Origin of the sequence: Janthinobacterium sp. P210006 (assembly GCF_036231885.1) — a bacterium.
Classification (GTDB): Bacteria; Pseudomonadota; Gammaproteobacteria; order Burkholderiales; family Burkholderiaceae_D; genus Janthinobacterium; species Janthinobacterium violaceinigrum.
Window position 1 is genome coordinate 956,243 of record NZ_JAZARD010000003.1, and the last position, 25,669, is coordinate 981,911.

The window sequence follows — 25,669 nt, forward strand, 5'->3', positions numbered from 1 at the left end:
ATCCTACAACATTCTGCCATGCGCCCCGCAAATATGTCGCGTACGGAACGCCATGGGGCGGCAACTGCGGCCTCGGCAATCATCGCTGGCCGCTGCCTTCCTGATGCTAGCTTAATACAGGACGCCAGTGGAAAACAGGATTTTCTAGGCGTGCGCCTGTTAAACGGAGGCAACAGCAGAGTCAAAACAGACAGTCTTGCCATGCAGATAAAACACAACAGGACTCAGGGAAAATGGGGGCAAGACGGGGGCTGGGCGGCTTCGTACTTGATAGTGATTTCCGCTAACAGCTGACGCAGCACGCGCGCATCGCTGGCCAGCGCCACGTGGCCGATGCCGCCGAAGGCAAGATTGCGCGCGCCGGGCAAATGCGCCGATGATTGTGGCGCGACAATATTATCGTGGTGCGAGTAAATCGACGTGATCAGGGCGCGCGTTTCCTCCGTCTCGCTGGCGGCCAGCTGCGCCAGCCAGCCGCTGGGTTCGCCATCGATACGGCTCATCTGGCGCGCATTCGTCCCCGCCGCCAGCTTGGCCAGCGCCGTGCCGTGGTGCGGCGTGCCGATGGTAATGATGCGCGCCACGCGGGCCGCACCGTAGTGGCGCAGCCAGGCACGCGCCACCAGGCCGCCCATGCTGTGCGCGACGATGATGGCTTGCCGCTTGCCCGTGAGCGTGCACAACGCCAGCAGCGCCTGTTCCACTTGCGCCACGTAGCCATCGATGCTGGCATCGATGGGTTCCAGGTCGATCGCCTTGTGCACGATGCCCGCCTGCGCCAGCTCCCGGCTCAGCTTTGTCCAGTAGGCGCCATTGCACACATAACCGTGCACCAGCAGCACCGGCAGGCCCTGGCCAGCCGCGATGCCGTCGGCCGCATGCAGGCGCGGGCGCAGCATGCCCCACGACGAGGTCCACATCGTGGCGCGCAGCTCGCCGAAAAACAGGCGCGCGGCACCCAGTGCGCCCAGCTGGTATGCCGGCGGCACGGGACTGCCCTGGCGCCGGCTTTCCCAGAAATTGCGCGCCACGATCAGCGCGCGCACGGCCAGCAGCATGGCGACCGCCAGCAGCAGGGCCAGCACCGGCGAGGCCACGCCCCACGCCTGCCTGGCCAGGTACGCCACCCCCAGCACGGCCAGCACCTGCAGCAGCATCAGCCACCTGAGGATGCGCGCGATCATGCGGCTACTGGGGCGGGCATGGGCACGGGGGCAGGTTTTCCCGTCAATTGCTGCGCCAGGCCGCTGGCCAGGCGCGCGGCCAGCGCATAGATCGTCAGCTGCGGATTGGCGCCTATCGAGGTGGGAAACAGCGAGCCATCGTGCACGGACAGGTTGCGCACGCCGTGGTAGCGGCCATCGGCGCCCGTCACGCCCAGGCGCGCATCGTCCGACATGGCGCAGCCGCCCATCACGTGGGCCGACACCACCCGGGCCAGCAGCGCCTGCATCGGCAAGTCGCCGATGGCCTGTTTCGCCTGCGCCCAGCTGGTGTAGTGGCTGGCCAGCTCGTGCACGGGATACACGCTCCGCGCGCCCGCCGCGAACTGGATTTCCGCCATCGTCAGCAGCGCGCGCCGCACGCCATCCCAGATGAAGGGCGTGAGCGGATAGTCGAGCACGGGCGCGCCGAAGCCGTCGAGCGAGACGCTGCCGCCCGCCGAATCGTGGTGAAAACCGTCGCGCAGCAGCGCCAGCAAGCCATGCGCATGGGGGAATTCGCGCATGGTGCGCGCATGTTCGTCGCCGAAGCCGCCCATGGTGGTGGCCATCAGCAGCGGGTGCAGGGGCGGCGCTTCGAGCTTGTAGCCGATGGGGCCATCGATGGGCGCCGTGTGCAGGAAATGGTCGGAATAGATCGTCTGCGGCGCGCCCGCATACGCATCGACCCGCTGCGGGAACAGCCCCGCCGAGATCACCGTCGGATGCAAAAAGGTGCGCCGGCCCAGCAAGCCGTGCGGGTCGGGCGCCTGCGAGCGCAGCAGCAGCGCCGGCGAGTTGATGGCGCCGCCGGCCAGCACGAAGTGCTTGGCGCGCACCGTGATGCGCACGCCCGTGGGCGCCTGGCCCGCCGCGTCGAGCGCCGTCACCTGCAGGCTGTCGATGCGCTCGCCCTTGAAGAGGAAACGCTGGGCGCGCGCATGCACGAGCAGGCCCGCGCCCAGCGCCAGCGCCGCGGGTATCGTCGTCACCAGCATCGACTGCTTGGCGTTGGTGGGGCAACCCATGCCGCAGTAGCCGAGGTTCCAGCAGCCGTTCACGTTGCGCCGGATGGCGGCCGTGGGGATGCCCAGCGCGGTAGCGCCACGGCGCAGCAAGTCGTTGTTTTCATTGGGCGGCGCGGCCCAGTCGCTCACGTGCAGGCGCCGCTCCATCATGGCGAACCACGGCGCCATGGCGTCCACCGAATAGCCGGTCAGGCCGAAATGCTTGCGCCAGTATTCCAGGGTGCCGGGCGGCGTGCGAAAACTCGAGGTCCAGTTGACGGTGGTCGACCCGCCCACCGTGCGCCCCTGCAGGATATTGATGGCCTTGTCGCGCGTCTTGCGCGCAGCCGACTCCTGGTACAGCGCGGGATACGCATCCGCTTCGCGCATCTTGAAGTCGCGCGAAGACTTCAGGCCGCCCTCTTCGACGATCAGCACTTTCAGGCCGGCCAGCGCGAGGATTTCCGCCGTCACGCCGCCGCCGGCGCCGCTGCCGATGACGACCACGTCGGCCTCCAGCGTGCGGTCTTCCGTCATGCTGCTGGCGTCGGTGACGTGCCAGCCGCTGGCCACGCCGATGGCGATGGGGTCGGGTATGGGAGATGTGCTCATGGTGGCCTTGTCAGCTCAGTTCGGGCAGCGGTCCCGGGTAGCCGATGGCGACCCAGTGGGCGGCATCGGCATACCAGGCGCCGAGGATCAGGTCGTGCAGGGCCAGGTAGGCCGTCTGCAGGGTGGCCAGGCGGTGCGTGCGCCACGACTGCAGGAAGGCAGCCACCTGGGCCGGATCGGCTGCGCGCCAGCCGCCTTGCACGCCCGCGACAAAGCGCCGCGCGGGCGCCAGCGCCAGCAAGCCGAACAGGTCCTGCACTTCTTGCTGGGCCGCCAGGGGCAAACCATGGATGGCCGTCTCCACGCCGGCGATGGCGCCATCGAGCGCCGCCGCCCGCGCCGCCGCTTGCGATGGCGGCAAGGCCTCGCCCAGCATGGCCGGCACGATGGCCGCCAGCGCCGCGCGCGCCTCGCCGTCAAGCACGAAACGGCCCGGCGGCGCCGGCCCCCGCAGCGCCCGGTACGCGGCGCCGCCGGCGGCCAGCGCACAGGCGCCGAGCAAGCCCAGTTTCAGAAACGATCTGCGTTGCATATCCCGTATCCCCTTGTTTTATACCGCCTTTTGCAGGCCAGTGTACGCCAAAGGCAGGGGGCGTTTAAACGCAAAAACTAGAGCGGCGCGTCTAGTTTGCGCGACTGGAACCACAGCAGCAGCATGGCCAGCAGCGCCGCCAGCGCACCGCCGATGGCGATGCTGGGCAAGCCGAAGGCGACGATCAGGGCACCGCCCAGCGCGCCGCCGGCGGCCGTGCCCGCATTGAAGGCGGCGATATTCAGGCCCGCCGCCACGGCGTCGCTGCCCGGGCAATGCTGCTGTGCCAGGCGCAGCAGGCGCATGGTCGACAGGGTGACGAGGGCAAAGAACAGCAAGCCCAGGGTGCCGCACAGGGCCAGCATGGCCAGGGGATGGGCGCGCAGCAGATAAAACCCCAGCAGGTTGAGCGCCAGCGCGGCCAGGGCCAGCACGGCGGCGCGCAACGCGGACGGGCGGTCCGCGCACCAGCCGCCCAGCAGGTTGCCGCCGATGGCGCACGCGCCAAAGCACAGCATGGCCGCGCCCAGCCAGCGGCCATCGAGTCCGCCCAGCTGCAACAGGAAAGGCGAAACGTAGGTGAAAAAGCTGAAGGTGGCCACGCTGACCAGCGCCGCCACGCCGGCCGCCAGCAGCAGGGGCGGCCGCAGGATGGCGCGCAGGCTGGCCAGGGCCGATGCGGCACCCGCATCCTGGCGCGCGGCCGGCATGGCGAAGTGCAAGCCCGCGCCGCCGCACAGGGCCAGCACGCCGATGGCGGCAAACACGGCGCGCCACGACGACACGGTGCCCAGCCACGTCCCCAGCGGCACGCCGCCCGCCAGCGCCAGGGTCAGGCCCAGCCAGACGATGGACAGGGCCCTGCCCGCGCGGGCAGGATCGACCAGGCTGGTGGCCGCATGCGAGGCGACGGCCATGAACACGCCGTGCGCGAGGCCCACGGCAAAGCGCACGCCCAGCAACGCGTCCAGCGCCGGCGCGGCGGCCATGGCTGCGCTGCCGGCCGCCAGCACGGACATCGTCGCCACCAGGACCTGGCGCGTGGGCCGGCGCGCCAGCATGGCCGTCAGCACGGGCGCGCCGATGGCCGCACCCAGCGCATACGCGGCAATGGCGCCGCCGGCCGCCGCCACGCTGGCGTGCAGGTCGCGCGCCATCGGCGTCAGCAAGCCGGCGGCGATGAATTCGGACAGGCCGAAGGCAAAGCTGCACAGGGAAAGCAGATAAATGGAGAATGGCAGCGTGGCGGACGGCAGCGCATTGCTGCGCGATGAAACGAAGGACATGGCAGTTCCTGGCAATCAAAACGCCATGCTGGTCCCCAGCGAACCATCTGTAAAATATCTTATTTGTCTTGAAACGAGACCCTCAACGTCTCACTGCAGGGAGGATTGCCGCAGTTGCGCCAGCAGCCGCTCGCGCACGGGAGACGCGCGCCGCGGGTCCCACGCCATGTACAGGTCGAGCTGGCGCAGCGGCTCCGGAGCGCTGCTTGCCAGCGCCAGCATGACGACGCCCGCCGGCATGGACGCCGCCAGGCTGGCCGGCAGCAGGGCCACGCCAAAACCGGCCGCCACCAGGCCCAGCACCGTTTGCAAACGGCGCGCCTGCTGCACCACGTTCGGCACGAAGCCCGCGTGCAGGCACAGGCTGGCCAATTGGTCGTGAAAGCCCTGCCCCAGCTCGCGCGGCGAAGCGACGAAATCGTCCAGGGCCAGGTCCGCCAGGTCCACCTTCGCCTGCCCTGCGCAGCGGTGGCCCGATGGCAGCGCAATGACGATGTCCTCACCCGACAGGCGCTCGAAGCGCAGTCCCGGCGTGCTGCGTCCCGGCGCGCGCAGCAGCGCGATATCGATCTCGCCCCGCTCCAGCCACTCGACCTGCTGCTGCGTCGACGCTTCGCGCAAGGTGAATTGCACGGCGGGCGAAGCGGCGCGGAAGGCGCGCAAGGCCGCCAGCACGTGGGCATACGGCGTGATGTGGATGAAACCGAGGCGCACGTGGCCTTCGATGCCCTGCGCCACGCGGCGCGTGGCGGCCACGCCCTCGTCCAGGCTGGCCAGCACCTGGCGGGCCGTGGCCAGGAAAGCGCTGCCCGCCGGCGTCAGGCTGACCTTGCGGTTCGTGCGCTCGAATACGGGGTAGCCGAGCGCCTCTTCCAGCCGCAGGATCGCCTGCGACAGGGGCGGTTGCGCCATGTGCAGCCGTTCGGCCGCGCGGCGGAAATTGAGCTCCTCGGCCACGGCGATGAACTGGCGCAGCAGCCGCGTCTCGATCATGGCGCTTTTTTCGCCACCGCCAGGATGTGGCGCGCGATGCCGCGCAAGATATTGACTTCTTCCGTCTCCAGCCCCGTGCGCGAAAACAGGCGTTTCAGACGGGGCATGAGTTTTTTCGGATTGTCGGCGTCGAGGAAATCGATGGCCACCAGCGCCTGTTCCAGGTGCGCATACATGCCGTCGATCTGCGCCAGGCTGGCCGCGTCGCCATGGAAGCCGATGGCGCTGGCCGCCGGCACTTCGCCCGCCGCATCGAGGGCGGCCACGCGGCATTCATAGGCGACCACCTGCGCCGCCTGCGACAGGTTCAGCGAGGAATACTCGGGATTGGCGGGAATGTTGATCAGCACATTGCACTGCTCGACGATCTCGTTGGGCAGGCCGAAGCGCTCGTTGCCGAAGATGACGGCCGCATGCAGCTCCGCGCCGGCGGCCAGCTGGCCGGCAATCGCGCGCGGCGTGGTGACGGGCGGCGAGAATTCGCGCAGGCGGGCCGAGACGGCGGCCGCGTAGTTGCAGCCTTCAAGCGCTTCGGCGATGGAGCCGACGATGCGCGCGCCGGACAGGATATCCTGCGCGCCGCTGGCGAAGGCCACCGCTTCCGCATCCGTCAAGGCGTCGGGAAAACGGGGGTTGACCAGCACCAGATCGGAAAAACCCATCGTTTTCATGGCGCGCGCGACGGCGCCAATGTTGCCAGAGCGACTAGTTTCGACAAGAATAAATCGCAGGCGTTTGAAAAGAGACGTGTTGATTTCGGGCAGATTCATTTAAAATAGCGCTATTGCGCGGTATCGATACAGGAAATTTCGGGAAACGGAGTCACAAAACGCTGACTCCAGGCCGGGATTTTAACCACTTCGGCACCGCTCCGCTCTTTAATTCATTCTTGCACTCTATCGTACCGGCGCCGCAAGGCGGCCATGGGCGGTCGCGTGCTTTTAACGGAAGCTCACATGCACCCAATGCTCAACACGGCGATCAAAGCCGCCCGCCGCGGCGCCGCCGTCATCAATCGCGCCTCTTTCGACCTCGACCGCGTCGTCGTCACGGAAAAACAACATAACGATTTCGTCACCGACGTCGACCAGGCGGCCGAACAGGCCATCATCGAGGTGCTGTCCAAAGCCTACCCGGATCACGCGATCCTGGGCGAGGAATCGGGAGCTTCCGCCAACTCGCACGACGAGAATGAATATCAGTGGATCATCGACCCGATCGATGGCACCACCAACTTTATCCACGGCTTCCCCCAATACTGCATCTCGATCGCGCTCGCGCATCGCGGCGTCATCACGCAAGCCGTCATCTACGATCCGGCACGCAACGACCTGTTCACGGCCACCAAGGGCGCCGGCGCCTACCTGAACGAAAAACGCATCCGCGTCACCAAGCTGGACCGTATCTCGAACGCCCTGCTGGGCACCGGCTACGTGGCCGGCAGCGCCCGCGCGCTGGACGAATACCTGAAGATGTACGCGATCATGGGCGAACGCAGCCAGGGCGTACGCCGCGCCGGCTCGGCCGCGCTGGACCTGGCCTACGTCGCTTGCGGCCGCCTGGACGGCTTCTACGAAAAAGGCTTGAAGCCTTGGGATATCGCTGCCGGCGCCCTGATGATCACGGAATCGGGCGGCATCGTCGGTGAGTTCAGCGGCGAATCGAACTACCTGTACAAGGGCGACGTCATCGCCGCCAGCCCGAAGATCTTTGGCCAAATGATCACCCTGCTGACGCCTTTCGCCTGATTGCCAGACGCAGGCTGATGTAAAAAAAAGCTGCCGGAGGAAACTCCGGCAGCTTTTTTTTGCCCGGGCTTGCCGCGGTCAGTCGCTGACGGCGTATTGCGTCGTCGTCACCACGCCATTCGGCGTTTGCACGCGCACCGTCAGCAAGCCGTTGCGCACGCTGTTGGGCTGGCATGCGGTGCCGATCTGGGTCACGTCGCTGATCATCTGCACGGGATAGATCCAGTTCGCGGAACCGGCGCTGTCGATGCTGGGCACGATAAAGCTGTTGCCGCTGACGATGCTGCCATTGCTCGCCGAGAAAGTGATCGTGGTGCCGGCCGGCAGCGGATTGCCGGGCAAGTCGTACGGCCGCCCGGTCACGTCCTTGCTGTTGATGGCAAACACGGTGTCATTGTCGTCGCGGATGGCCAGCTGGAAGGTGTGGACCGGGTTGGCAAACACGGTGCCGTCGACGCACTTGTCCAGGTCGATCGATGGGGCGCCCAGGGGCGTGAAACGCGCCTTGCTGCCGGACAGCACCTGCACCAGGGCCTGGCGGATATGCACGGTGTTGGCGGCCGTGGTATTGACGCTGGACGCCGCGCGCAGCACGCCGTTGTACTGCTTGTCGCCCGCCGCATCCCAGCTGCCGCTGCCGTTCGAATCGATATACGGCTCGCCGTCCGCGCGCACGGCATTGTCCTTGCTGTAGGCGTCATCCTGGAAATTGGCATTGCGGCCCACGATGGCGCGGTCATTGCGGAACGGCTCGCCCAGGTCGACATAGCTTTCGCCATGCTCGAACAGGTTGTTGCCATTCGTATCGGCAAAGCTTTCCTCGCCCAGCGCATACGCGAGAATGGTCACGCGGCCGTCAGGCGGACGGGGATTGCCGGCGCAGAAACGCACGGAGCACGAACCCGGTATGCCCTTCTGCGTGATGACCGTGCCGTCCGTCAGGGTGGTGTTGACCAGGCCCGTCAGGCAGGACGCATCGATGGTGCCGCCTTCGGCCGTGAAGCTGACCGCCGTGCCATCGGGCACGGGATTGTGGAAATGGTCGCCCAGGCGCACCGTGATGCTGGCGCCGACCGGCGCGGCGCAGCCGGCATAATCGCGGCCTTCCGTATTGAACATGGACGTGGTCAGGGTAAAGCTGTCCTGCTCGGGAATGCCGGTGGAAACCACCAGTTGGTCCGACACCGTCGACAGGCTGCTGCCTTGCAGGCTGGCCGTGACGCGCACGGGCGTGTTCACGGTGCCGGACGCCACCGTGGTGCTGACGCTGCCGTCGGCGCCGCTGCTCGATTGGGCCGGATTGAGGCTCAGGCCGCCCGCCGTCGTGTTGAGCGCGAAATTGACCACATGGCCGCTGACGGGATTGCCGTTGCGGTCGAGCACCTTGAAGGTGACGATGGACGACTCTTGCCGCCCCGCCCCGCCCGTGCCTTTCAGGGCGATGTTCTGCGGCAGGGCCGAGACAAAGCCGATCTGGCCCGCGCTGGCCGTCTGCACCGTCAGGGTGCCGGCCTGGCTCACGGTGGTGGCATTGAAGACGGTGCTGGCCGTGATCACGTCGGGCGCGCCGCAGCCCTTGTCGATGTACGAGGTGCTGGCCACGCCATTGACCGTGTTGACGGGACTGCTGATGGCCGCCTTGCCGGCGCTGGCGCAAGGCGAGCTGAAGACGACCGACTGCACCGGCGCGTACACGGCACCGCCGCTCATCACCGTCACGCTGAGGCCCGCAGTCCCGCCCGCCGACAGGGTTGCCGGAGCGACACCCACGCTGCCCAGGGTCAAGGTCGGGAAGACCACCGTGTAATTGATACTCGACGTCAACACGCTGCCATTGACCGTGGCGCTGGCCACCAGCGCAAAAGCGCCGCCCTGGCTGCCAGGCGCGACAACGATGCTGGCCACGCCGTTCGCGTCCGTCAGGGCGCTGGCCGCCCCCGGGGTGAAGACGGCGCTCTTGTCGCTGCTGTTCAAGGTCAGCAGGACGCCCGGCAGCACGGCGCCGCTGCCATCCTTCACGACGGCTTGCACGGTGGCGCTGTTGCCGGGACTCACGGACGTCGTCGCCTTGCCGGCCCCGTCCTTCAGGCTCAGCGCCAGGGTCGCCGGCACGGGCACGACGGGCGTGACGGGAACCACCGGCGTGACGGGCGGCACCACGCAGCCGGGCAGGTTCGGGTTGCGGTTCGGGTCCAAGGTGCTGCAATCGCTGCTGCCGGAACCGCCACCGCCACAGCCGGCCAGCAAGGCCGCTGCCGTGCCGGCAGCCAGACACAGCGCCCAGCGCGCCGGCAAACCGCTACTCGTCAATCCATACATGCACTTCTCCCTGTTATTTTGTTGCTGATAATGTGTAACTGTGTTCAAGCCTGGTCGTGCCCCAGGACCACGCGGATGCCGGCGCCGCGCGCCAGGCCGGCCACCGGCACCAGCTGCATAGCCTCGCCCCGCTGCGCCAGGGCGAGCCGCAAGGCGTCCGCCTGGCGCGCGTTGCCGGGCGCATACAGGATCTGGCTGCGGGCCTGGCGAAAGCCGGGCAGGTTCGCCAGCCGGCTGACGGCCATGCCCCGGGCCTGCACGCGCAGGCGCACCTGCGCCGCCATGCCGCGGATGCCATTGCCGTTGATGATTTCGACCGGGGCCGCCTGCTCCGGCGCAACCGCCGAAGCCGCCGAAACTGGCACAGTGGCGGCCGCCGTCGTTTGCGCGAGCGCCGCTGCCTGCCCCGCGTGCACCAGCTGCAGGTTGTTGCGCGCCAGCGCCGCGCCGCCAGCGCGCGCCACGGCCTGTTCGAGCATGCCGGCCGCCAGCGCCAGCTCCCCTTGCAGGTAGTACACATAGCCGAGATTGTTCCTGGGCTGGGCGGCCTCGGGATAGTCGTGCACGAGCGCCAGCAGCGCCTTTGCGGCCTGCTCCAGCCGGCCCTGGCGCGCGTCGAGCACGGCCTGCGCATTGCGCGCAGCCAGTTGCTGCGGCTCCAGCGCGATCGACGCGGCATAGGCGTCGGCCGCCAGCGCCAGCTGCCCCCGCGCCTGATGAAATTTACCCAGTTCAAAATACGTGGCGGCATCCTGGCCGGCCGAATGGCCGATGCGCTGCACGCCGCGTACCTGCCAGTGCGGCGCAGGGTCCGTGGCCGCGCAGCCCTGCAGCAGGCACGCCAGCAGGCACCAGACGGCCATCCTGAGCCAGCGCAGCGTCACAGGGCGCCCATCGCGGGCAGCAGGGCGCGGCGGATCTGCAGCAAGGCGGGGCCCATGAGCACCACCAGCAGGGATGGGAAAATGAAAAAGATCAGGGGAAACAGCAGCTTGAGCGCGATCTTGGCAGCCGTTTCCTCGGCACGCTGGCGCCGCTTGGTGCGCAGCTCGTCCGATTGCACGCGCAAGGAAGCGGCAATGCTGGTGCCGAAGCGCTCCGCCTGTATCAGCAGGGTCACCAGCGCATCGACGTCTTCCACGCCCGTGCGCAGGGCCAGGTTGCGCAAGGCCTTGTCCTTGGCGCTGCCGGCGCGCAATTCCAGCGTGACCAGTTGCAATTCCTCGGCCAGGATCACGCTTTTCATGCCGATTTCCTGCGCCACGCGCGCCAGCGCGGCATCCATCGCCAGGCCCGCTTCGACGCAGACGGTCATCAGGTCCAGCGCATCGGGAAAGGTTTCAAAAATTTCGCGCTGCCGCTCTTTCAGGCAATGCTTGAGCCAGAAGCCGGGCAGGTAATAACCGAGGGCCGCGGCCAGCACCAGCCACAGGAACAGGTTGTAATCGCCGTGCCGCAGCAGCAGATAGGCCAGCAAGGGGAACAGCAGCGCCAGCCCCGTCTTGGCTGCGTAGAACAGCGCCGGCGCGGCGCTCTTGCGCCAGCCCGCATTGATGAAGCGGATGCGGATCGGCGAATCCTCCCAGCCCTCTTCGGGCAGCGACAGCCTGGCCAGCGGGCGCGTCAGGCTGACGAGGCGCGCCAGCCAGCGCTGGTTCGTGCGGCGCGCCCTGCCCGTATCGGCCTTCCTGACGTCCAGGGCATCGAGGCGCACTTGCACCGCATTGCCCGCGAACAGCCGCGCCAGCACCAGGACGATGCCGAATACGATCAGGAACAACACCGCCAACAGCCCCACCTGCATGCCGCTCATCGTGCCACCTTCTGTCCAGTCAATTGCTTCATTTCATGGCCTCACACGCGGATCCGCACGATTCTGCGGATCACCAGGACGCCCATGGCCAGCATGGCCAGGGCCATTCCCACCATCTTGCGGCCGCCGCTGTCGAGGTACAGCACGGAGAGGAATTCCGGATTGGTCAGCTGCATCATCAGGGCGGCGGCAAACGGCAGCGAGCCGAGCACCCAGGCCGACATGCGCCCCTCGGCCGACAGCACGCGCACCTGGCCCATCAACTTAAGGCGGTCGCGGATGATGGCGCTGATGCTGCCAAGTAACTCCGTCAGATTGCCGCCCGTTTCGCGCTGAATCAGCACGGCGATGACGAAATAGCGCAAGTCCGTGCTGGGCACGCGCGCCGCCAGGCCCGACAGGGCATCGGCCATCGACACGCCAAAATTGACTTCGTCAAACACGGCCCGGAATTCATCGGCCAGGGGCCCCGTCATCTCGTCGCCGACCATTTTCAGGGCTGTGGGAAAGGCATGGCCGGCCCGCATGGCGCGGCTCATCATGTCCAGCGCATCGGGCAACTGCAGTTCGATGCGCGCCTGCCGGCTGGCCTTGGCGCGGGTCACGAGCAGGAACGGCAGCGCCCCGCAGGCAAAGCACAGCAGCAGGCGCAGATACCAGGGCAAGGGGCTGACCGTGGCCAGCACCAGGCCCAGCAGCCAGGCCAGCAGGCTGTAGCCGAGCAGCTGGCCCACATTCCAGTTCTTACCCGACTGCAACAGCAAACGGTCCAGCGTGGCCACGCCGGGCAGCCATTCCAGCAAGCCCTGCACGCCCGCATGCGAACTCAGCAGCCGCTCCTTGGTGATGGACACGGTCTTCTGCGCGTCGTCGCTGGCCGTATTCATCGCCAGCAGGCGGCGCGCCACACGCCCGGCGCCCGCGCCGCGCGACTGCCAGTTGAAATACACGGCGCCCACCAGCAGCATGACCGCCAGGAAAACCAGCACAAACACCAGATACGCGAGATAGCCCATGCCGCGTCAGCGCCCGGAACCGGTCGGTTCGAATACCGTGCTGGAAATGCCGATGCCAAAGCTCTTCAGGCGCTCCAGGAAACGGGGACGGATGCCGCTGGCCGAGAAATACCCGACGACGGCCCCGCTCTCCCCCACGCCCGTCTGCCTGAAGCTGAAGATTTCCTGCATCGTGATGACATCGCCCTCCATGCCCGTGATTTCCTGGATCGACGTGACCTTGCGCTTGCCGTCGATCAGGCGCGACACTTGCACCACCACGGAGATGGCCGAGCTGATCTGCTGGCGGATGGCCTTGCTGGGCAGGTTGGCGGCGGCCATGCTGATCATGTTTTCCAGCCGCGTGATGGCGTCGCGCGGGGTATTCGCGTGGATGGTGGCCATCGAGCCTTCATGGCCCGTATTCATGGCGCCCAGCATGTCGAGCGCTTCGGCGCCGCGCACTTCGCCCAGGATGATGCGGTCGGGACGCATGCGCAGCGCATTGCGCACCAGCGCGCGCTGCGACACTTCGCCCTTGCCCTCGATATTCGCGGGCCGCGTTTCCAGGCGCACCACGTGCGGCTGCTGCAATTGCAGCTCGGCCGCGTCTTCCACCGTGACGATGCGTTCCGTATGGCCGATGAAGCCGGAAATGACGTTGAGCATGGTGGTCTTGCCGCTGCCCGTGCCGCCGGAAATGAGGATATTCATTTTTGCCTTGCCCAGGCCCTGCAGCACCTCGGCCATCTCGGCCGTCATGCTGGTGTAGGCGACCAGGTCGGCCAGGCGCAGGGGATCGACGGAAAAGCGGCGGATCGACATCACGGGCCCGTCGATGGCCAGCGGCGGGATGATGGCGTTCACGCGCGAACCGTCGGGCAGGCGCGCATCGACCATGGGACTCGACTCGTCGATGCGGCGGCCCACGCGCGAGACGATCTTGTCGATGATTTTCATCAGATGGGCATCGTCGTTGAACACGACTTCCGTCAGCTCCAGCTTGCCGCGCCGCTCCACGTACACTTGCTGGTGGCCATTGACGAGGATATCCGACACGGTCGGGTCGGCCAGCAGGATTTCCAGCGGACCAAAACCCAGCATCTCGTTGCGGATGTCGCGCGTCAGGTTCTTGCGCTCGATGTCATTGATGACCACGGCTTCCTCGTCGAGCAGGCGCTCGACCAGGGTGCGCAGCTCGTCGCGGATCTGTTCCTGCGTCAGCCGCTGCATGCTTTCCAGGTCGACGCGCTCGAGCAGCAGCACATGGATGCGCTGTTTCAGCTCGCGGTAGCTGCGGTTGTCGATGGACGGCGCGCGCTGCGGCGTCAGGGCGGCGATCTTGCCGTTGCCGAGGCGCTCGCGGATCGACAGGCTGGAGACGGGAGAGGTGGCCATGGAAGGTTCCTGTTCGAATGAAATTAGGCGCGCTGCAGCACACGCTGCAGCCAGCCTTGCCGCACGGGCTCGGCGCTGACGCCCGTCAGGCTGGCGGCAAACTCCTGCAGCGAGCGCGTGATGGGGCTGTTCTTATCCAGCTGCAAGATCGGCATGCCCTGGTTGACCGACGCGGCGGCCGACGCATAGTGATTCGGCACCGTGCGGTCGATCGCCGTGCCATATGCCGCTTCCAGGTCCTGCAGGCGGATTTCGCCGCCCTTGTCGTGCCGGTTGACGATCAGGCGCACCTTGTCCTTGTCGTATTCCAGCGAGCGGAACATGCCCAGCAGGCGCTTGCCGTCGCGGATGTAGGGCAAGGTCGTCTGCAGGATGGGGAAAATCAGGTCCGCATGGTCGAGCGCGCGCACGCTGACGGCATCGAGGTTGCGCCCCACGTCGAGCACCACGAAGTCGTACTGGCGCCGCGCCAGCTTGATGATGGCGTCGATATGCTCTGGCTGCACCTCGCTGGCATGGGCCGGGTCTTCCGGCGCCGCCAGGACGCTGAAATTGGGCAAGACATTGAGCATGCTCGAGGCCAGGAACGAGGGGTCCAGGCGGTGGATGTCGCGCGTCACGTCGGCCAGGGTGGCCAGCGGCTTGTTTTCGGAGACGAACAGCGAAGCGTCGCCGAAATGCAGGTTCAGGTCCAGCAGGGCAACGCGCTTGTGGCCGCTGGCCGCCAGGGCATAGCCGAGGTTGGTGGCGATGAAGGTGGCGCCGCTGCCCCCCTTGCAGGAAATGAAGGCCAGCACCTTGCCGTTGCCGTTGTCGCGCCGCTCGAGCTTTTCCTCGATGCGCTCGAGCGCCGGACAGATGCTGGCGGCGGCGGCCGGCGACGGCAACACTTCGCGCACGCCGGCACGCATGGCTTGCAGCAGGAACTCGGGCGTATGCTGCGGGCTCAGCACGATGACGGCCAGGCGGGGAAACTGGTTGCTCAGGCGCTCGATGGCGGCCAGGTCGGCGCCGTCGTTGCCGGGCCGGTCGAACATCAGCACGTCGGGCAGCTCTTGCGCCGAGTACAGCTGCTCCAGCGGTCCGCTGCGGGCATCGACGTCATCGGCCGGGTTGCGGTTGCCGACCAGCCGGCCCAGCTCGGCCAAGGCTTTTTCATCGCGGGATAGGATGGCGATTTTCACGATATGGCTAGCCTGTTCTGTGGTAACGGTGACATCTTCATTGGCGCCCGCCCACGCCGATCGTCAAGGTGCTCGATTGGGGCACGGGCGTGCTGAAGGTCTTTTGATACGCGTGGTACGCGGCCGCGGCGGACTTGCCGTCGAGGCCAGCCACGGGGTCGCGGTTCAGCCCTGCCTGCGGGTTGATCACTTGCTGGGCCAGCAGCAAGTCGACGCTGCGGCCAAACTGGCGGTCCAGGCGCGGCGTGGTGCTGCAGCCGCTGGCGGCCAACGACGCCAGCAGCACGCATAGCAGGGGAAGGAATGGAGGACGCTGCATGCTCACTCTCCTATTGAATGTCAAAGCCGGTCGCCGCCGCGGCGCCCGGTTGTGTGCCGGCCGCCGGCGGCGCCTTGGGCGTGCCTTCCATCTTCCCTTGCAGGAAGAATTGCGCGCGGCTGGGCGCCACGTAGGCATCCGTCGGCAGCGCGTAGTCGCCGGCCAGCGGTTTGACCAGGTGCGGCGTGATGATGAACACCAGTTCCGTGCGGTCAGTCTGGAAATCGCTGCTGCGGAACAAGGCGCCCAGCACGGGAATCTCGCCCAGCATCGGCAGCGCCTTGATATTCGTGGTCACGTTGTTCTTGATCAAGCCGCCGATGGCAAAGCTCTGTCCATCGAACAATTGCACGGTGGTGGTGGCGCGCCGCGTGGTAAAGGCGGGCAGGATGGCGCTGCCGGCCGTGCCGCCCGTGGTGATGCCGATGCCGTCCTTGTTGAGCTCGGACACTTCCGGCGCCACCTTCAGGTTGATGCGCCCCCCGTCGAGCACGGTGGGCGTGAACTTGACGGCAATGCCGAATTCCTTTTCTTCCAGGGTGATCTTGTTGGTGGCGCTGTCTTGCGAGACGGGAATGTAGATCTTGCCGCCGGCCAGGAAGCTGGCCTCCTGGCCGCTGATGGCCATGATGTTCGGTTCGGCCAGCACCTTCACGAGGCCATCGCGCTTTTGCGCATCGAGCGTGAGGAAGTTGCCATTCTTGCCGTTGAAGCCATCGATCATGCTGGGATTGCCGCTCAATAAATTCGACAGGAAACTGTAGGTCCAGTTGCCGCTGCTGGCGCGCGCGCCGATGCTGGCGCCCAGCTGGTCGACGAGGGTTTTGGACACTTCGGCAATCTTTACTTCCAGCATCACCTGCTGCGGCGCGGCGACGGTCAGCATGTCGATCACGCTCACGCCCGTGCCGCCGGCGGGACCGGGCGCCGGCGCGCCAACGGCCAGCCCGGCGCCAGCGGGCGTTGCCCCTTCGCCGCCGCCCCGCTGCGCGAACGCCGTGGCCATGGCCACGATCTGGCTGGCCTTGACGGCGTCCGAAACCATGCCCGTCAGCACGATCGCGCCGCCGGCCGAGCTGGCCTTGAGATCGGTTTCACGCGGGAACACGTGCGCCAGCTGCGCCTGCAAGCCATCGGCATCGACGCCCACTTCGATATCGACGATCACGGGCCGGTGATCCTTGTCCCACAGAATCAGATTGGTGCTGCCCGGGGCCAGGCCCCAGATATACAGCTCGCTGGAACTGCCCAGCAGCCTGGCGCCCGCCACCTTGGGATCGTTGACGGCGATCTGCGAGACGGCACGCGTCAGGCTGCGCAGGGTCGACTTGCCGACGGACAGGCGAATGGGCGGCCCCAGCCTGGCAATATCGGCGCCCAGCGACAGCGGCGCCGCCGCCTCGGCCACCTTGCCGGCGCCATCCGCCTTGCGCAAGGGGGGCGCGGCACCGGCGCCGCACGGCCACAGCAGGCTCGCCGCCAAGCCACCGAGGGCCAGGGCCAGGCTCAAGCGGGGCCGGGCGATATGGGTACGAAATGAGGTCATCAACTATCCCTGGTTCTGGTCTTTTTAAAATTGCTGGACGCGCGTGTCCATGCCCGTAATCACTTTGACGCTGTCGGCCGGCGGCGCGGGAGGACGCGGCGCCTGCCGCACAACTGCGGCCGCGCGCGGCACCGCGGCGGGCGCCAGCGGCTTCAGCCCCAGCAGCGACTCCTTGGTGGCGCCGCCCGTGTTGACGGGCGCCGGATCGACCTGGTTGCGCAGCACCAGCGACAAGGCGCCCACGCTGCGCGCCAGGTCCAGCTTTTCCACCTGGTCCGGCGTCAATTCCAGGGTCACGGCGTTGACCACCTTGGGCTTGTTGTCGTCGCGGTTCGATTCCTGCGCCACGGCCAGCACCAGGATGCGCTCGAGCACGATCTTGGAAATGGCCAGCTCGCCGCCGCCGCTGGCCTTGGCCCGGTCATCCTGGGTATTGACGAGGATGTCGACAAAGTTGCCCGGCAAGGCAAAGCCCGCCACCCCCACGACATCGTTGACGCGCACGGTCATGGCGCGCTTGCCGTCGGCCACGATGGACGACAGGCCGCCGGTCGTGCCCGGCGGCGCAAGTTTGCTTTCCAGCACGGGCTCGCCCAGGCTGATGGCCGTGCGCGTGATGCGCCCGTCCAGTGCCTTGCTGTCAATAAAGGCGCCGGGCGGCTGCGCGCCTGCGGGCCAGTCCATGCTGCGCAACATGAGCGGACTGATCTTCGTGCCCACGCCGATATCGACCAGGGCCACGACGATCTTCTGGCTCGCGGGCGTACTCTGGCCGCCCATCCAGACCGCCGCCGCCAGCACGGCGGCGCCAGCCAGCACCAGGGCCAGCAGCAACATCAGTAAAGCACGGGTATTTCGCATGGTTTTTCCTCTGACTTCAGCTTGGTTTCTGTTCGCGCCGTTCCTGCACGGCCTTCGCTTGCGCGCCCTGACTGTCGCCGGCGCCGGCAAAATAATTGTTCCAGGCCCAGTCCAGCACCTGCTCGCTCAGCTGCGCCGCCGTGCCCTCGTAGCGGGCCAGGTCGCGCACCTGGCGCAGCAGGTCGCGCGGATAACAGGCCAGCAAGGGCGTGGAGCCGCGCGCATGGCGCTGCAGCAGATAGGCAAAGGCGGCCGCATCGAATGGCAGCCCGTAGCGGGCGCAGGTCTGGCGAAACACGGTTTCGTAATGGGCCGCGCTGAGCGCCGGCACTTCGATCTTGTAGCCCAGGCGGCGCAGGAAGGCCGCATCCGACAGGCGCTCTGGCAGGAAGTTCGAGGAAAACACCACCACCACGTCGAACGGCACCTGGAAGGTGTGGCCGTTGTGCAGCGACAGGTAATCGATGGCGCGGTCCATCGGCACGATCCAGCGGTTCATCAGTTCCAGCGGCGAACAGCGCTGGCGCCCCAGGTCGTCGATGATGAAGATGCCGTTGTTGGCCTTCAGGTGGGGCGGCGCGCGGTACAGCCGCGTCACGCTGTCGAAGCGCAGGTCCAGCATTTCCAGGGTCAGCTCGCCGCCGGTGAGCACGGCGGGGCGGCGCACGCCGCGCACCCAGCGCGCGTCGAGCTGCACGGCCCGCTCGATGCCGGCCGGCGCCTGCGGCTGCTGCGCCGCCGGCAAATGCAGCACCGGATCATAAAAAGGCACGACTTCGCCATCGACCATGATGGCGTACGGCAAGGCGATGGCGCCTTGCAGCAAGTCTTGCAGGCGTTCGGCCAGATAGGTCTTGCCGCTGCCGGCGGCGCCGTAGATGAATATGGCGCGCCCGGAATTCATGGCCGCGCCCAGCTGGTCGAGCACGCCCGGGTTGACCACCACGCCGTCGAAGCTGGCCGCCACCTGCGGGCGCGTGACATGCATGTTGGCCACGCTTTGCGCGGACACCTGGGCGTTGTAGGCGGCCAGCGGCACGGGGCACGGGCCCGCATAGGCATTGCGCGCCAGGCATTCGAGGGCGCGCTGGCGGCCGCTGTCCGTCAACTGGTAGTGGATGTCGGCATCCGTGCCGCTGGCGCCGCGGCGCATGACTTCGCACATCTTTTCCTGCCGCATGAAGACGATCACGGGGTCGATCACGCCCAGGCCCAGCTTGACGTAGGCGGCCAGTTCCGGCAGGTGCAGCTGGCCCCGCTGGAACAGCACCTTGACCAGCAATTCGACCAGGAAAAAGAAAGGCAAGCCCGTCTCGTCGACGGTGCGCGGTGCGCGCTGGGACGCCGGTGCGGCAAGCAGATCAGCAGACATGGGTACGGGTGCGGAAGACGCCAGCGGTCATGCGAAGATTCCCAGCGGGCCAATGGCGGCCAGGAGCAGATACAGCGAGGTGCCGCAGGCGATGGCTATGGCATAGGGCAACTTGCCGCTAGGCACGACCGGCGCATCGATCTCGGGCCGCTGCGCCGCGATGGCCCGCATGAAGCTGTTCAAGGCCATGTGGTAGCTGTTGCCGGCGACCTGGCGCAAGCTGCCGTGGAAGGCGGCCACGGCCAGTGCCAGCACGCCGCCGGCGAGCAAGGTGGACAGCAGACAAAGGAAGACGGTGTACGGGCCCACGAACGCCCCCACCATGGCCATCAGTTTCACGTCGCCGGCGCCCAGCGCCTTGAGCGCATACATCGGCAGCAGCAGCGCCAGGCCCAGCGCCAGGCCGCCCAGCGCCGGCCAGAAGCCGATCGCGCCCGGCGTGGCCGTCAGCAGGCCGGCGCCGGCCGGCATCGCGCAATTGAGCAGCAGTCCCGCCAGCGCGCCGGGCAACACCAGGCGGTTCGGAATGCGGCGGCTGCGCACGTCGTGGTACACGGCCAGCAGCAGCAAGCCGGCCAGCAGGACGGCCGGCGACCAGGTCAGGAAAAGATCGGTGTACATGGATTCTTCGGCACGGGAAGCACGATGGCTGGGGCACAAACAACGATGGCCCGGCGCCATGCGGCTGATCCGGGCCACCATCGGCGCGTGCCCGGGACGGGGCACGCCGCCATGTCGCGAGCGATGATTACGGCTTGGCAGTCAGGGTGGTCGAGACGCCCGTGAAGACGGCCGACAGATTGGTACCCAGCAATTTGACTGCGCCAACGATCGCGACGGCGATCAGTGCGGCGATCAGGCCGTATTCGATTGCCGTTACGCCATCTTCTTCAGCGATAAAGTTTTTGATGAAATTCATGATTAATCCATTCAGAGTGAGTTTTACAACGTCATGTGCAACGGCGCAGGCAGCCAGAAAATGGAGCAACGCCGCGGATTCTTGCATATGGACAGAAGTACAATCAGGCATACCACGACCATCGGCGACAATAACAAGAAGTGTCCGAAAGCGAATTGCCGCGCCAATCGCGCAAGAAATACACGACGACTTGCTTATCGTCTCTTTTTCGATCTCTTCCTGCTCTTTTACCAATTCGTAATAGCAGTCTGGCTAATTCAGCGGTATTTACCGATTGCTGATAGATATATTATAAAGAAATAAATATTGATATTAAACAGACAAAAGTAATTTTATTGCCGGTACAAAACAGCTTTTTTTCCGCAGGTATTCGGTACATTTGTACTGGCCTCAGCATTCATGGGCCACGGCAAGGCCATTCTTCAAGGCATACACATACAGCTCCAGGCGGTTGGCCACGTCCAGCTTGCTGTAAATCGACGTCAGATGGTTGCGCAAGGTTTGCTCGGAAATAAACGCGCGCTGCGCTATGGTTTTGTTGAGTGCGCCATTGCCTTCCACCATCATCGCGACAATCTTGCGTTCCTTCAGCGTCAGCAAGGCGATGCGGGCCGCCTCGGGATCGGCCGCCGCCGCTGCCGGCACCGGCTTGATCAGCGCTCCCAGCAGGTTGCCCAGCAAGGCCTGGTCCAGGCAGAGTTCGCCGCGGTGCACGCGCGCGATGGCGTCGATCACCTGCGCCGCCGCCACCTCCTTGCCGATCACGCCCCGCGCCCCGTTGCGCACGGCGCGGGCCAGCATCTCCTGGTCGCGCGTGCCGCTGAACATCAGCGCCCGCGTGACACCATTGGCCACCAGCGCCGGCACGAAATCGACGGAACACACGCCATCGAGATCGACGTCGAGCACGACGATATCGGGCTGCAGGCTGCCCGTCAGCGCCACGGCATCGCCGATCGTGCCGACGCTGGCCACCACCTCCATCGTCGGGCACGCATCCTCCAGCAGTTTTTCCAGGCCCCACAGCATGGTTTTATGGTCGTCGACCAGCATGACGCGGATGGGATGCAGAATAGACATAGGCTTACCTTTTATGTGCCACGGCCTGCAGGGCCAGGGCCCTTACACGGGAATTTCAATGCGCACCGCCGTCGCGCCGCCAGCTGCCTGGCCGACCTGCACGGTGCCGCCCAGCGCCTGGGCGCGTTCGGCGATGGACGCGGGGATGAACGGGGCGCGCCGCGGCGCTTCGGCCTCGGCCGCATTCTCGATCGAGATCGAGACGGCATGCGTGTCGCAGGCAAGGCGCACGCAACCCTCGCGGGCCGTCGTGTGCCGGCGGATGTTGCTCATGCCTTCATTGACGATCTGAAACACTTCCGCCGCCAGCCTGTCGCTGAGGACGAACGCCCGCTCCGAGACAATCTCGATGTCGATGCCAAAGAATTTCTTCAACTGTTCCGCCTGCCGCCGCAGGGCCACCAGCAGCTCGGGCTCGTCGTGCTGCTGGCCGCCGCGCACCGTCCTGGCCATCTGGCGCAGGTCGCCGATCACCTGGCCGCTCATGTCGATCAGCTTGTCGAGCTCGCCCAGCAAGGGGCTGTCGGCGGCCACCTTGGCGCGCAAGGCGCTCAAGCCATGGCGCAAGCCGATGTAGGGCTGGATGGTGGAATCGTGCAAATCGCGGGCAATTTTCTGCCGTTCCCGGTAAGCGGCGCCGGAAGCGAGCTTGTCGAGAATGGCGATGTTTTCTATCTGGGGAAAGACCTGCGTCACGATATGCGTAAGGAAGCGCGCATCGGCCTTCGACAGCCGCTCCCTGGCCGACAGCACGTACAGGCGGCCCTGCCCCTTATGCAAGGGCAAGGGAACGCTGATGAACGATGGCGCATCGAACAGTTCCGCCAGGGCGGCCCCCTGCGTGGCCTCCATCGCGAGCCGCTGCCATCTGGCGCTGCCGCGCGCCGTTGCCTGCCACGCATGACCGAGCCCGAGGCGCGCACGCAGCGACGGCGCGTACAGCACGCTCTGGCTGGCGTCGAACGCCATCAGCGGCGCCACGGCCGCTTCGCTCATCTGGCTGACGCGCCCGCCATTTCCCCGGCTGTCGTCGAGCGCCGTGCGCAGTTGCCAATGCGCGGCGCCGCCCTCGCGCATGACCAGGATGCAGCTGCTGGCGCCAAAGAAGACGCGCGCCTTTTCCAGCATGGACGCCACCATATGGTCGACCCCGAAACGGGGGTTCGATTGCTGGCTCACTTCGCGCAGCAAGGCCAGGCGGCGCTTTTGCAGCAGGCTCAGGCCACCCCAGTACGCGATCATGTAGCCCAGCGCCATGACAAACGCCGTGCGCAAGAGCAAGTGCGACAGGTTCGGCTCCTGCTCCGACAGCACCGACGCCAGCACCAGCAAGGCACAGGAAGCGAGCGTCATCCGCGTGCCTTCATCGAGCCCCCGCTGAAACGAGGATGCCAGGATCACAAAGAAGAACAGGGGGAAAAAATAACTCTCGCCGCCGCCCGTGCACAGCACGATCAGGCCGCACCACAGGACATCGAGCCAGTACACGCGCTTGCCGCGGCCCCGATGAAAATGCAGCAACACCAGCAATACCCCGCTGTATAGCGCATACAGGGGCAGGATCGTCCAGGCCAGCTGCCCCGACATTGCCTGATTGCCGGGATTGACTATCAAGGTCAGCAATGCCGCCACGGCCAATAACAGGCGCATGCCAAAGATCATTTGCAAGTCCGCATGCTCCTCCGGCGGCAATGCCGCCACGGTATTCTGCTCCCCTTGCAATTCTTGCTTTTGCAGCATGCTGATTTCATCTTTGCATAAAAGCGCCATTGGCTGGGCACGCCAGACAATGGTTAATTATTTTTTAATTTCCTTACGCTCCGCATATTACTCTCAGGATCAGGAATTAGGAATGGGAAGCCCGTTATTTACTATGTAAATTACAATAAACTTGATTTCCGCGCATTTTAATGCGACCCTCACCCGCTTAAAGCAAGATAAAATAAGCCTCGGCAAATTTATTTGAATTCACTGCCAGACATATGCCGGCGCGAGCCTTTACCTGGATACCTGCAATGACGCTCAGCAAGGCCAAACCCCGCTTTTCCCGCCCCCCGCCCGGCAGCATCCGGCAAGCGGGCGCCTCCCTTGTCGAGTTTGCCATCATTGCCCCCGCCTTCCTGCTGCTGATGATAGGCGTGATCGAACTGAGCATGGCGTATTTCGCCAATCTCACCATGCAGCATGCGGTGCGCGAAGGCGCGCGCTATGCCGTGACGGGCAACAAGGATCTCGACCCCGCCAGCAGCAACCAGCAACGCTACCAGGCCGTCATTCAAAAGATGAAAGCCAGTTCGATGGGCATCTACGACAAGGTCAATCCCATCATCACGGTGAACGGCACCAGCGGCACCAGCGCCGGCATGTTCGGCAACAGCGGCGATATCGTCGTCATCTCCGTCGAATGCAACTGGAAGTTCGCCACGCCGCTCATGGCCGCCTTCTTCAAGGACGGCAAGTCGCGTTTCGTGGTGGCCGCCACCATGCGCAATGAAAGCTTTGGCGGCCTATGAGGCGCGTTCACCGTCCCCCGCAGCGCGGCGCGCGCGGCATTGCCGCCGTGGAATTTGCCATCGTGCTGCCGCTGCTGGCCCTGCTGCTGTTCATGGTGGTCGACCTGTCGCGCGCCATCCAGGCCAAGATCATCCTGCTCAACATCAGCCGCGAAGGCGCCAACCTGGCTTCGCGCGCCACGTCCGACCTCAGCGGTTCCAGCCAGGGCATCATGAATGCGCTGGCCGCCAGCACGCCGCCGCTGGACATGAACGGGCGCGGCATGATCTATATCACCAAGATCATGGGTTATACGCCGTCGGCAAATGCCGCCGTGCGCAACATCGTGCTGGAACAGTACCGCTGGGACGCGGGCGCAAATGCCAGCGGCTACCTGCCCGCCAGCCAGGTCTGGCAATGCGGCAGCTGGACCAATGGCACGTGCACGGGCATCGCCAAGGCGGACAAGGCGCCCGTGCTGTCCCTGATGGCCGGCCAGCTGGCCGATGGAGAACTGATCTACGCCGTGGAAACTTTCTACAATTTCGACATGCTGTTCGGCACATTAAAAATTGGCAACAGCACGACGCCCATCCTGGGTCCCGACCTGACTTCCATGACGATATTCTGATGCGCATTCCACACAAGCGGCAAGGCGGGCAAGTGCTGATCATGGTGGCGCTGTCGGCCGTCGTCCTGATCGCCGCGACGGGCCTGGCCGTCGATTCGGCCCTCGGCTACTTCGTCAAGGCCAGGCTCAATGCGGCCGTCGACTCGGCCAGCCTGGCGGCGGCCCGTGGCGTCACGGCGGGCAACTCGGAAGCGGAACAGCGGGCCAGCGCGCGCCAGTCGGCAAAGGAGTTTTTTGATATTAACTACCCGGACAAATTCCTGCTGTCGACGCCGACCTTGAATCCCGTCGACGTCACGTTCGACAAGGGCACCGTCACCATCGACGTTTCCGCCACCGCCTCGCTGCCCGTCTCGCTGATGGGCATACTGGGTTTCAAGACCCTGAACGTGGCCGCCAGCGCGCAAACCATCCGCAAGGACCTGGACATGGTGCTGGTGATGGACACGTCGGGTTCGCTGAAAAACAATGCCGATGCCGTGCGGGCGGCGGGCAAGTCCTTCCTGAACAAGTTCAACTCCACGGTCGACCGGGTCGGCTTGCTGCATTTCGCCTCGGAAGCGCAAATCGATGTCCCGATCAAGCAGGTCAACCGCGGTTTCGACCGCAGCAGCATGACCGTAAAAGATGGCAAGATCGATAAATTTATCTTTACCGGCGGCACCAATTCTTCCGCCGGCATGTTTCATGCACGCAAACAGCTGAACGATATCTTGCCGCTCAACCGCTCCAGCCTGCGCGTCATCGTGTTTTTTTCCGATGGCTCGCCGGCGGCGTTTTCCTCGTTCTTTCCCAACACGGGCAACAACTGCAAGACGGCAGGCGGCCTCGCCACTTATACCGTTTTCCAAAACTCCCCGCTGGTCGGCCTGTACGCAATGAAAGAGGCTGACAACGAGCAGTCCGGGAACTGCGCTGCCAGCAGGATCACCGCGATCCCCCCCTGGTACAACGCGGATAAAGAATTCGACAAAGCCGACGACGTGGCGCTGCGCGAGTTTCCCATCGTGACCAACACGCCCCGCGTCGTGACCGCTTCCATCGCCTCGGCGCAGGTGCAATGGACAAATGTGCACCGCGCCTCGCGCAACCTGGTCGAAGCGATGGCGGCCAAGGCGCGCCAGGAAGGCATATTCATCTTCACCCTGGGCATGGGCGCATCGCTGAAGACCAAGGAAGGACCGGACAACGAGCTGGGCGAAGACTTGCTGCGCTGCCTGGCCAATACCACGGATGCGAAAGCCAGCTGCCGCAAGCCGGCCGAACCCGTGGGCCTGTACTGCTACGCGGCCACCGACAGCGACCTGAGTCCCTGCTTCACGCGCCTCGCGTCGGCCATTTTGCGCATTTCCAAGTAAG

24 protein-coding genes are annotated in these 25,669 nt (G+C 65.7%); 4 read left to right on the forward strand and 20 right to left on the reverse strand.

The features are described from left to right. Window positions 1–224: 224 nt before the first annotated feature. The 6 genes from VPH41_RS18235 to VPH41_RS18260 all read right to left on the reverse strand — a co-directional run bounded on the left by VPH41_RS18235 (window position 225) and on the right by VPH41_RS18260 (window position 6,402). The gene (locus VPH41_RS18235; RefSeq protein ID WP_328571031.1) at window positions 225–1,184 is read right to left on the reverse strand and encodes an esterase/lipase family protein; all 960 of its coding nucleotides are present in this window, start codon (window positions 1,182–1,184) and stop codon (window positions 225–227) included. Further along, window positions 1,181–2,821: a GMC family oxidoreductase gene (locus VPH41_RS18240; RefSeq protein WP_328571032.1), complete on the reverse strand. Its 1,641-nt coding sequence runs from the start codon at window positions 2,819–2,821 to the stop codon at window positions 1,181–1,183. The genes VPH41_RS18235 and VPH41_RS18240 overlap by 4 nt, the downstream gene beginning before the upstream one ends. A 10-nt stretch (window positions 2,822–2,831) precedes the next feature. Then, entirely contained in the window at window positions 2,832–3,353 is a 522-nt protein-coding gene (locus tag VPH41_RS18245) for a hypothetical protein (protein WP_328571033.1), read from the reverse strand. A gap of 77 nt (window positions 3,354–3,430) precedes the next feature. Further along, entirely contained in the window at window positions 3,431–4,639 is a 1,209-nt protein-coding gene (locus VPH41_RS18250; protein ID WP_328571034.1) for an MFS transporter, read from the reverse strand. 90 nt (window positions 4,640–4,729) lie between these two features. Next, on the reverse strand, window positions 4,730–5,632 hold the full coding sequence (locus VPH41_RS18255) for a LysR substrate-binding domain-containing protein (RefSeq protein ID WP_328571035.1): 903 nt from the start codon (window positions 5,630–5,632) through the stop codon (window positions 4,730–4,732). Beyond that, the gene (locus tag VPH41_RS18260; protein WP_328571036.1) at window positions 5,629–6,402 is read right to left on the reverse strand and encodes an RNA methyltransferase; all 774 of its coding nucleotides are present in this window, start codon (window positions 6,400–6,402) and stop codon (window positions 5,629–5,631) included. Before VPH41_RS18260 ends, VPH41_RS18255 begins: the two co-directional genes overlap by 4 nt. A gap of 195 nt (window positions 6,403–6,597) precedes the next feature. On the opposite strand from VPH41_RS18260, the gene VPH41_RS18265 reads away from it, so the two are divergent. Next, on the forward strand, window positions 6,598–7,380 hold the full coding sequence (locus VPH41_RS18265; protein WP_328571244.1) for an inositol monophosphatase family protein: 783 nt from the start codon (window positions 6,598–6,600) through the stop codon (window positions 7,378–7,380). A gap of 78 nt (window positions 7,381–7,458) precedes the next feature. Here the strand turns inward: VPH41_RS18265 and VPH41_RS18270 are convergent, their stop codons facing one another. From VPH41_RS18270 to VPH41_RS18335, 14 genes are all read right to left on the reverse strand, one after another. Then, window positions 7,459–9,699: an Ig-like domain-containing protein gene (locus VPH41_RS18270; RefSeq protein ID WP_328571037.1), complete on the reverse strand. Its 2,241-nt coding sequence runs from the start codon at window positions 9,697–9,699 to the stop codon at window positions 7,459–7,461. Window positions 9,700–9,743: 44 nt separating this feature from the next. Next, window positions 9,744–10,562 (reverse strand): LytR C-terminal domain-containing protein, encoded by an 819-nt coding sequence (locus tag VPH41_RS18275; RefSeq protein WP_328571038.1) that lies wholly within the window; start codon window positions 10,560–10,562, stop codon window positions 9,744–9,746. 17 nt (window positions 10,563–10,579) lie between these two features. Further along, window positions 10,580–11,512: a type II secretion system F family protein gene (locus VPH41_RS18280; protein WP_152285291.1), complete on the reverse strand. Its 933-nt coding sequence runs from the start codon at window positions 11,510–11,512 to the stop codon at window positions 10,580–10,582. A gap of 41 nt (window positions 11,513–11,553) precedes the next feature. Beyond that, window positions 11,554–12,528, reverse strand: coding sequence for a type II secretion system F family protein (locus VPH41_RS18285; RefSeq protein WP_152285292.1), 975 nt, complete (start codon window positions 12,526–12,528; stop codon window positions 11,554–11,556). 6 nt (window positions 12,529–12,534) lie between these two features. After that, entirely contained in the window at window positions 12,535–13,905 is a 1,371-nt protein-coding gene (locus VPH41_RS18290) for a CpaF family protein (protein WP_442906286.1), read from the reverse strand. Between the two features lie 23 nt (window positions 13,906–13,928). Continuing rightward, the gene (locus VPH41_RS18295; protein WP_328571039.1) at window positions 13,929–15,089 is read right to left on the reverse strand and encodes an AAA family ATPase; all 1,161 of its coding nucleotides are present in this window, start codon (window positions 15,087–15,089) and stop codon (window positions 13,929–13,931) included. 37 nt (window positions 15,090–15,126) lie between these two features. Beyond that, entirely contained in the window at window positions 15,127–15,408 is a 282-nt protein-coding gene (locus VPH41_RS18300) for a pilus assembly protein (protein ID WP_328571040.1), read from the reverse strand. A 10-nt stretch (window positions 15,409–15,418) separates the two neighbouring features. Then, window positions 15,419–16,954: a type II and III secretion system protein family protein gene (locus tag VPH41_RS18305; RefSeq protein ID WP_328571041.1), complete on the reverse strand. Its 1,536-nt coding sequence runs from the start codon at window positions 16,952–16,954 to the stop codon at window positions 15,419–15,421. A gap of 24 nt (window positions 16,955–16,978) precedes the next feature. Then, on the reverse strand, window positions 16,979–17,815 hold the full coding sequence (cpaB, locus tag VPH41_RS18310) for a Flp pilus assembly protein CpaB (RefSeq protein WP_328571042.1): 837 nt from the start codon (window positions 17,813–17,815) through the stop codon (window positions 16,979–16,981). 16 nt (window positions 17,816–17,831) lie between these two features. Further along, window positions 17,832–19,187: an ATP-binding protein gene (locus VPH41_RS18315; RefSeq protein ID WP_328571043.1), complete on the reverse strand. Its 1,356-nt coding sequence runs from the start codon at window positions 19,185–19,187 to the stop codon at window positions 17,832–17,834. A 27-nt stretch (window positions 19,188–19,214) separates the two neighbouring features. Next, window positions 19,215–19,808 carry an A24 family peptidase gene (locus tag VPH41_RS18320; RefSeq protein ID WP_328571044.1) on the reverse strand — a complete coding sequence of 198 codons (594 nt, stop codon included), beginning with the start codon at window positions 19,806–19,808 and terminating at the stop codon, window positions 19,215–19,217. A 127-nt stretch (window positions 19,809–19,935) separates the two neighbouring features. Beyond that, entirely contained in the window at window positions 19,936–20,106 is a 171-nt protein-coding gene (locus VPH41_RS18325; protein WP_328571045.1) for a Flp family type IVb pilin, read from the reverse strand. A gap of 390 nt (window positions 20,107–20,496) precedes the next feature. Next, on the reverse strand, window positions 20,497–21,186 hold the full coding sequence (locus VPH41_RS18330) for a response regulator transcription factor (RefSeq protein ID WP_226941151.1): 690 nt from the start codon (window positions 21,184–21,186) through the stop codon (window positions 20,497–20,499). Window positions 21,187–21,228: 42 nt separating this feature from the next. Further along, window positions 21,229–22,926, reverse strand: a complete 1,698-nt coding sequence (locus tag VPH41_RS18335) for a sensor histidine kinase (protein WP_328571046.1) — start codon at window positions 22,924–22,926, stop codon at window positions 21,229–21,231. A 275-nt stretch (window positions 22,927–23,201) separates the two neighbouring features. On the opposite strand from VPH41_RS18335, the gene VPH41_RS18340 reads away from it, so the two are divergent. From VPH41_RS18340 to VPH41_RS18350, 3 genes are read left to right on the forward strand one after another with little or no spacing between them, the layout of a single operon-like run. Then, complete coding sequence (locus tag VPH41_RS18340; RefSeq protein ID WP_287778259.1) at window positions 23,202–23,699, forward strand: TadE family protein; 498 nt, start codon at window positions 23,202–23,204, stop codon at window positions 23,697–23,699. Next, window positions 23,696–24,310 carry a TadE/TadG family type IV pilus assembly protein gene (locus VPH41_RS18345; protein ID WP_328571047.1) on the forward strand — a complete coding sequence of 205 codons (615 nt, stop codon included), beginning with the start codon at window positions 23,696–23,698 and terminating at the stop codon, window positions 24,308–24,310. The genes VPH41_RS18340 and VPH41_RS18345 overlap by 4 nt, the downstream gene beginning before the upstream one ends. Continuing rightward, window positions 24,310–25,668 (forward strand): vWA domain-containing protein, encoded by a 1,359-nt coding sequence (locus tag VPH41_RS18350; protein WP_328571048.1) that lies wholly within the window; start codon window positions 24,310–24,312, stop codon window positions 25,666–25,668. Before VPH41_RS18345 ends, VPH41_RS18350 begins: the two co-directional genes overlap by 1 nt. Window position 25,669 lies beyond the last annotated feature (1 nt).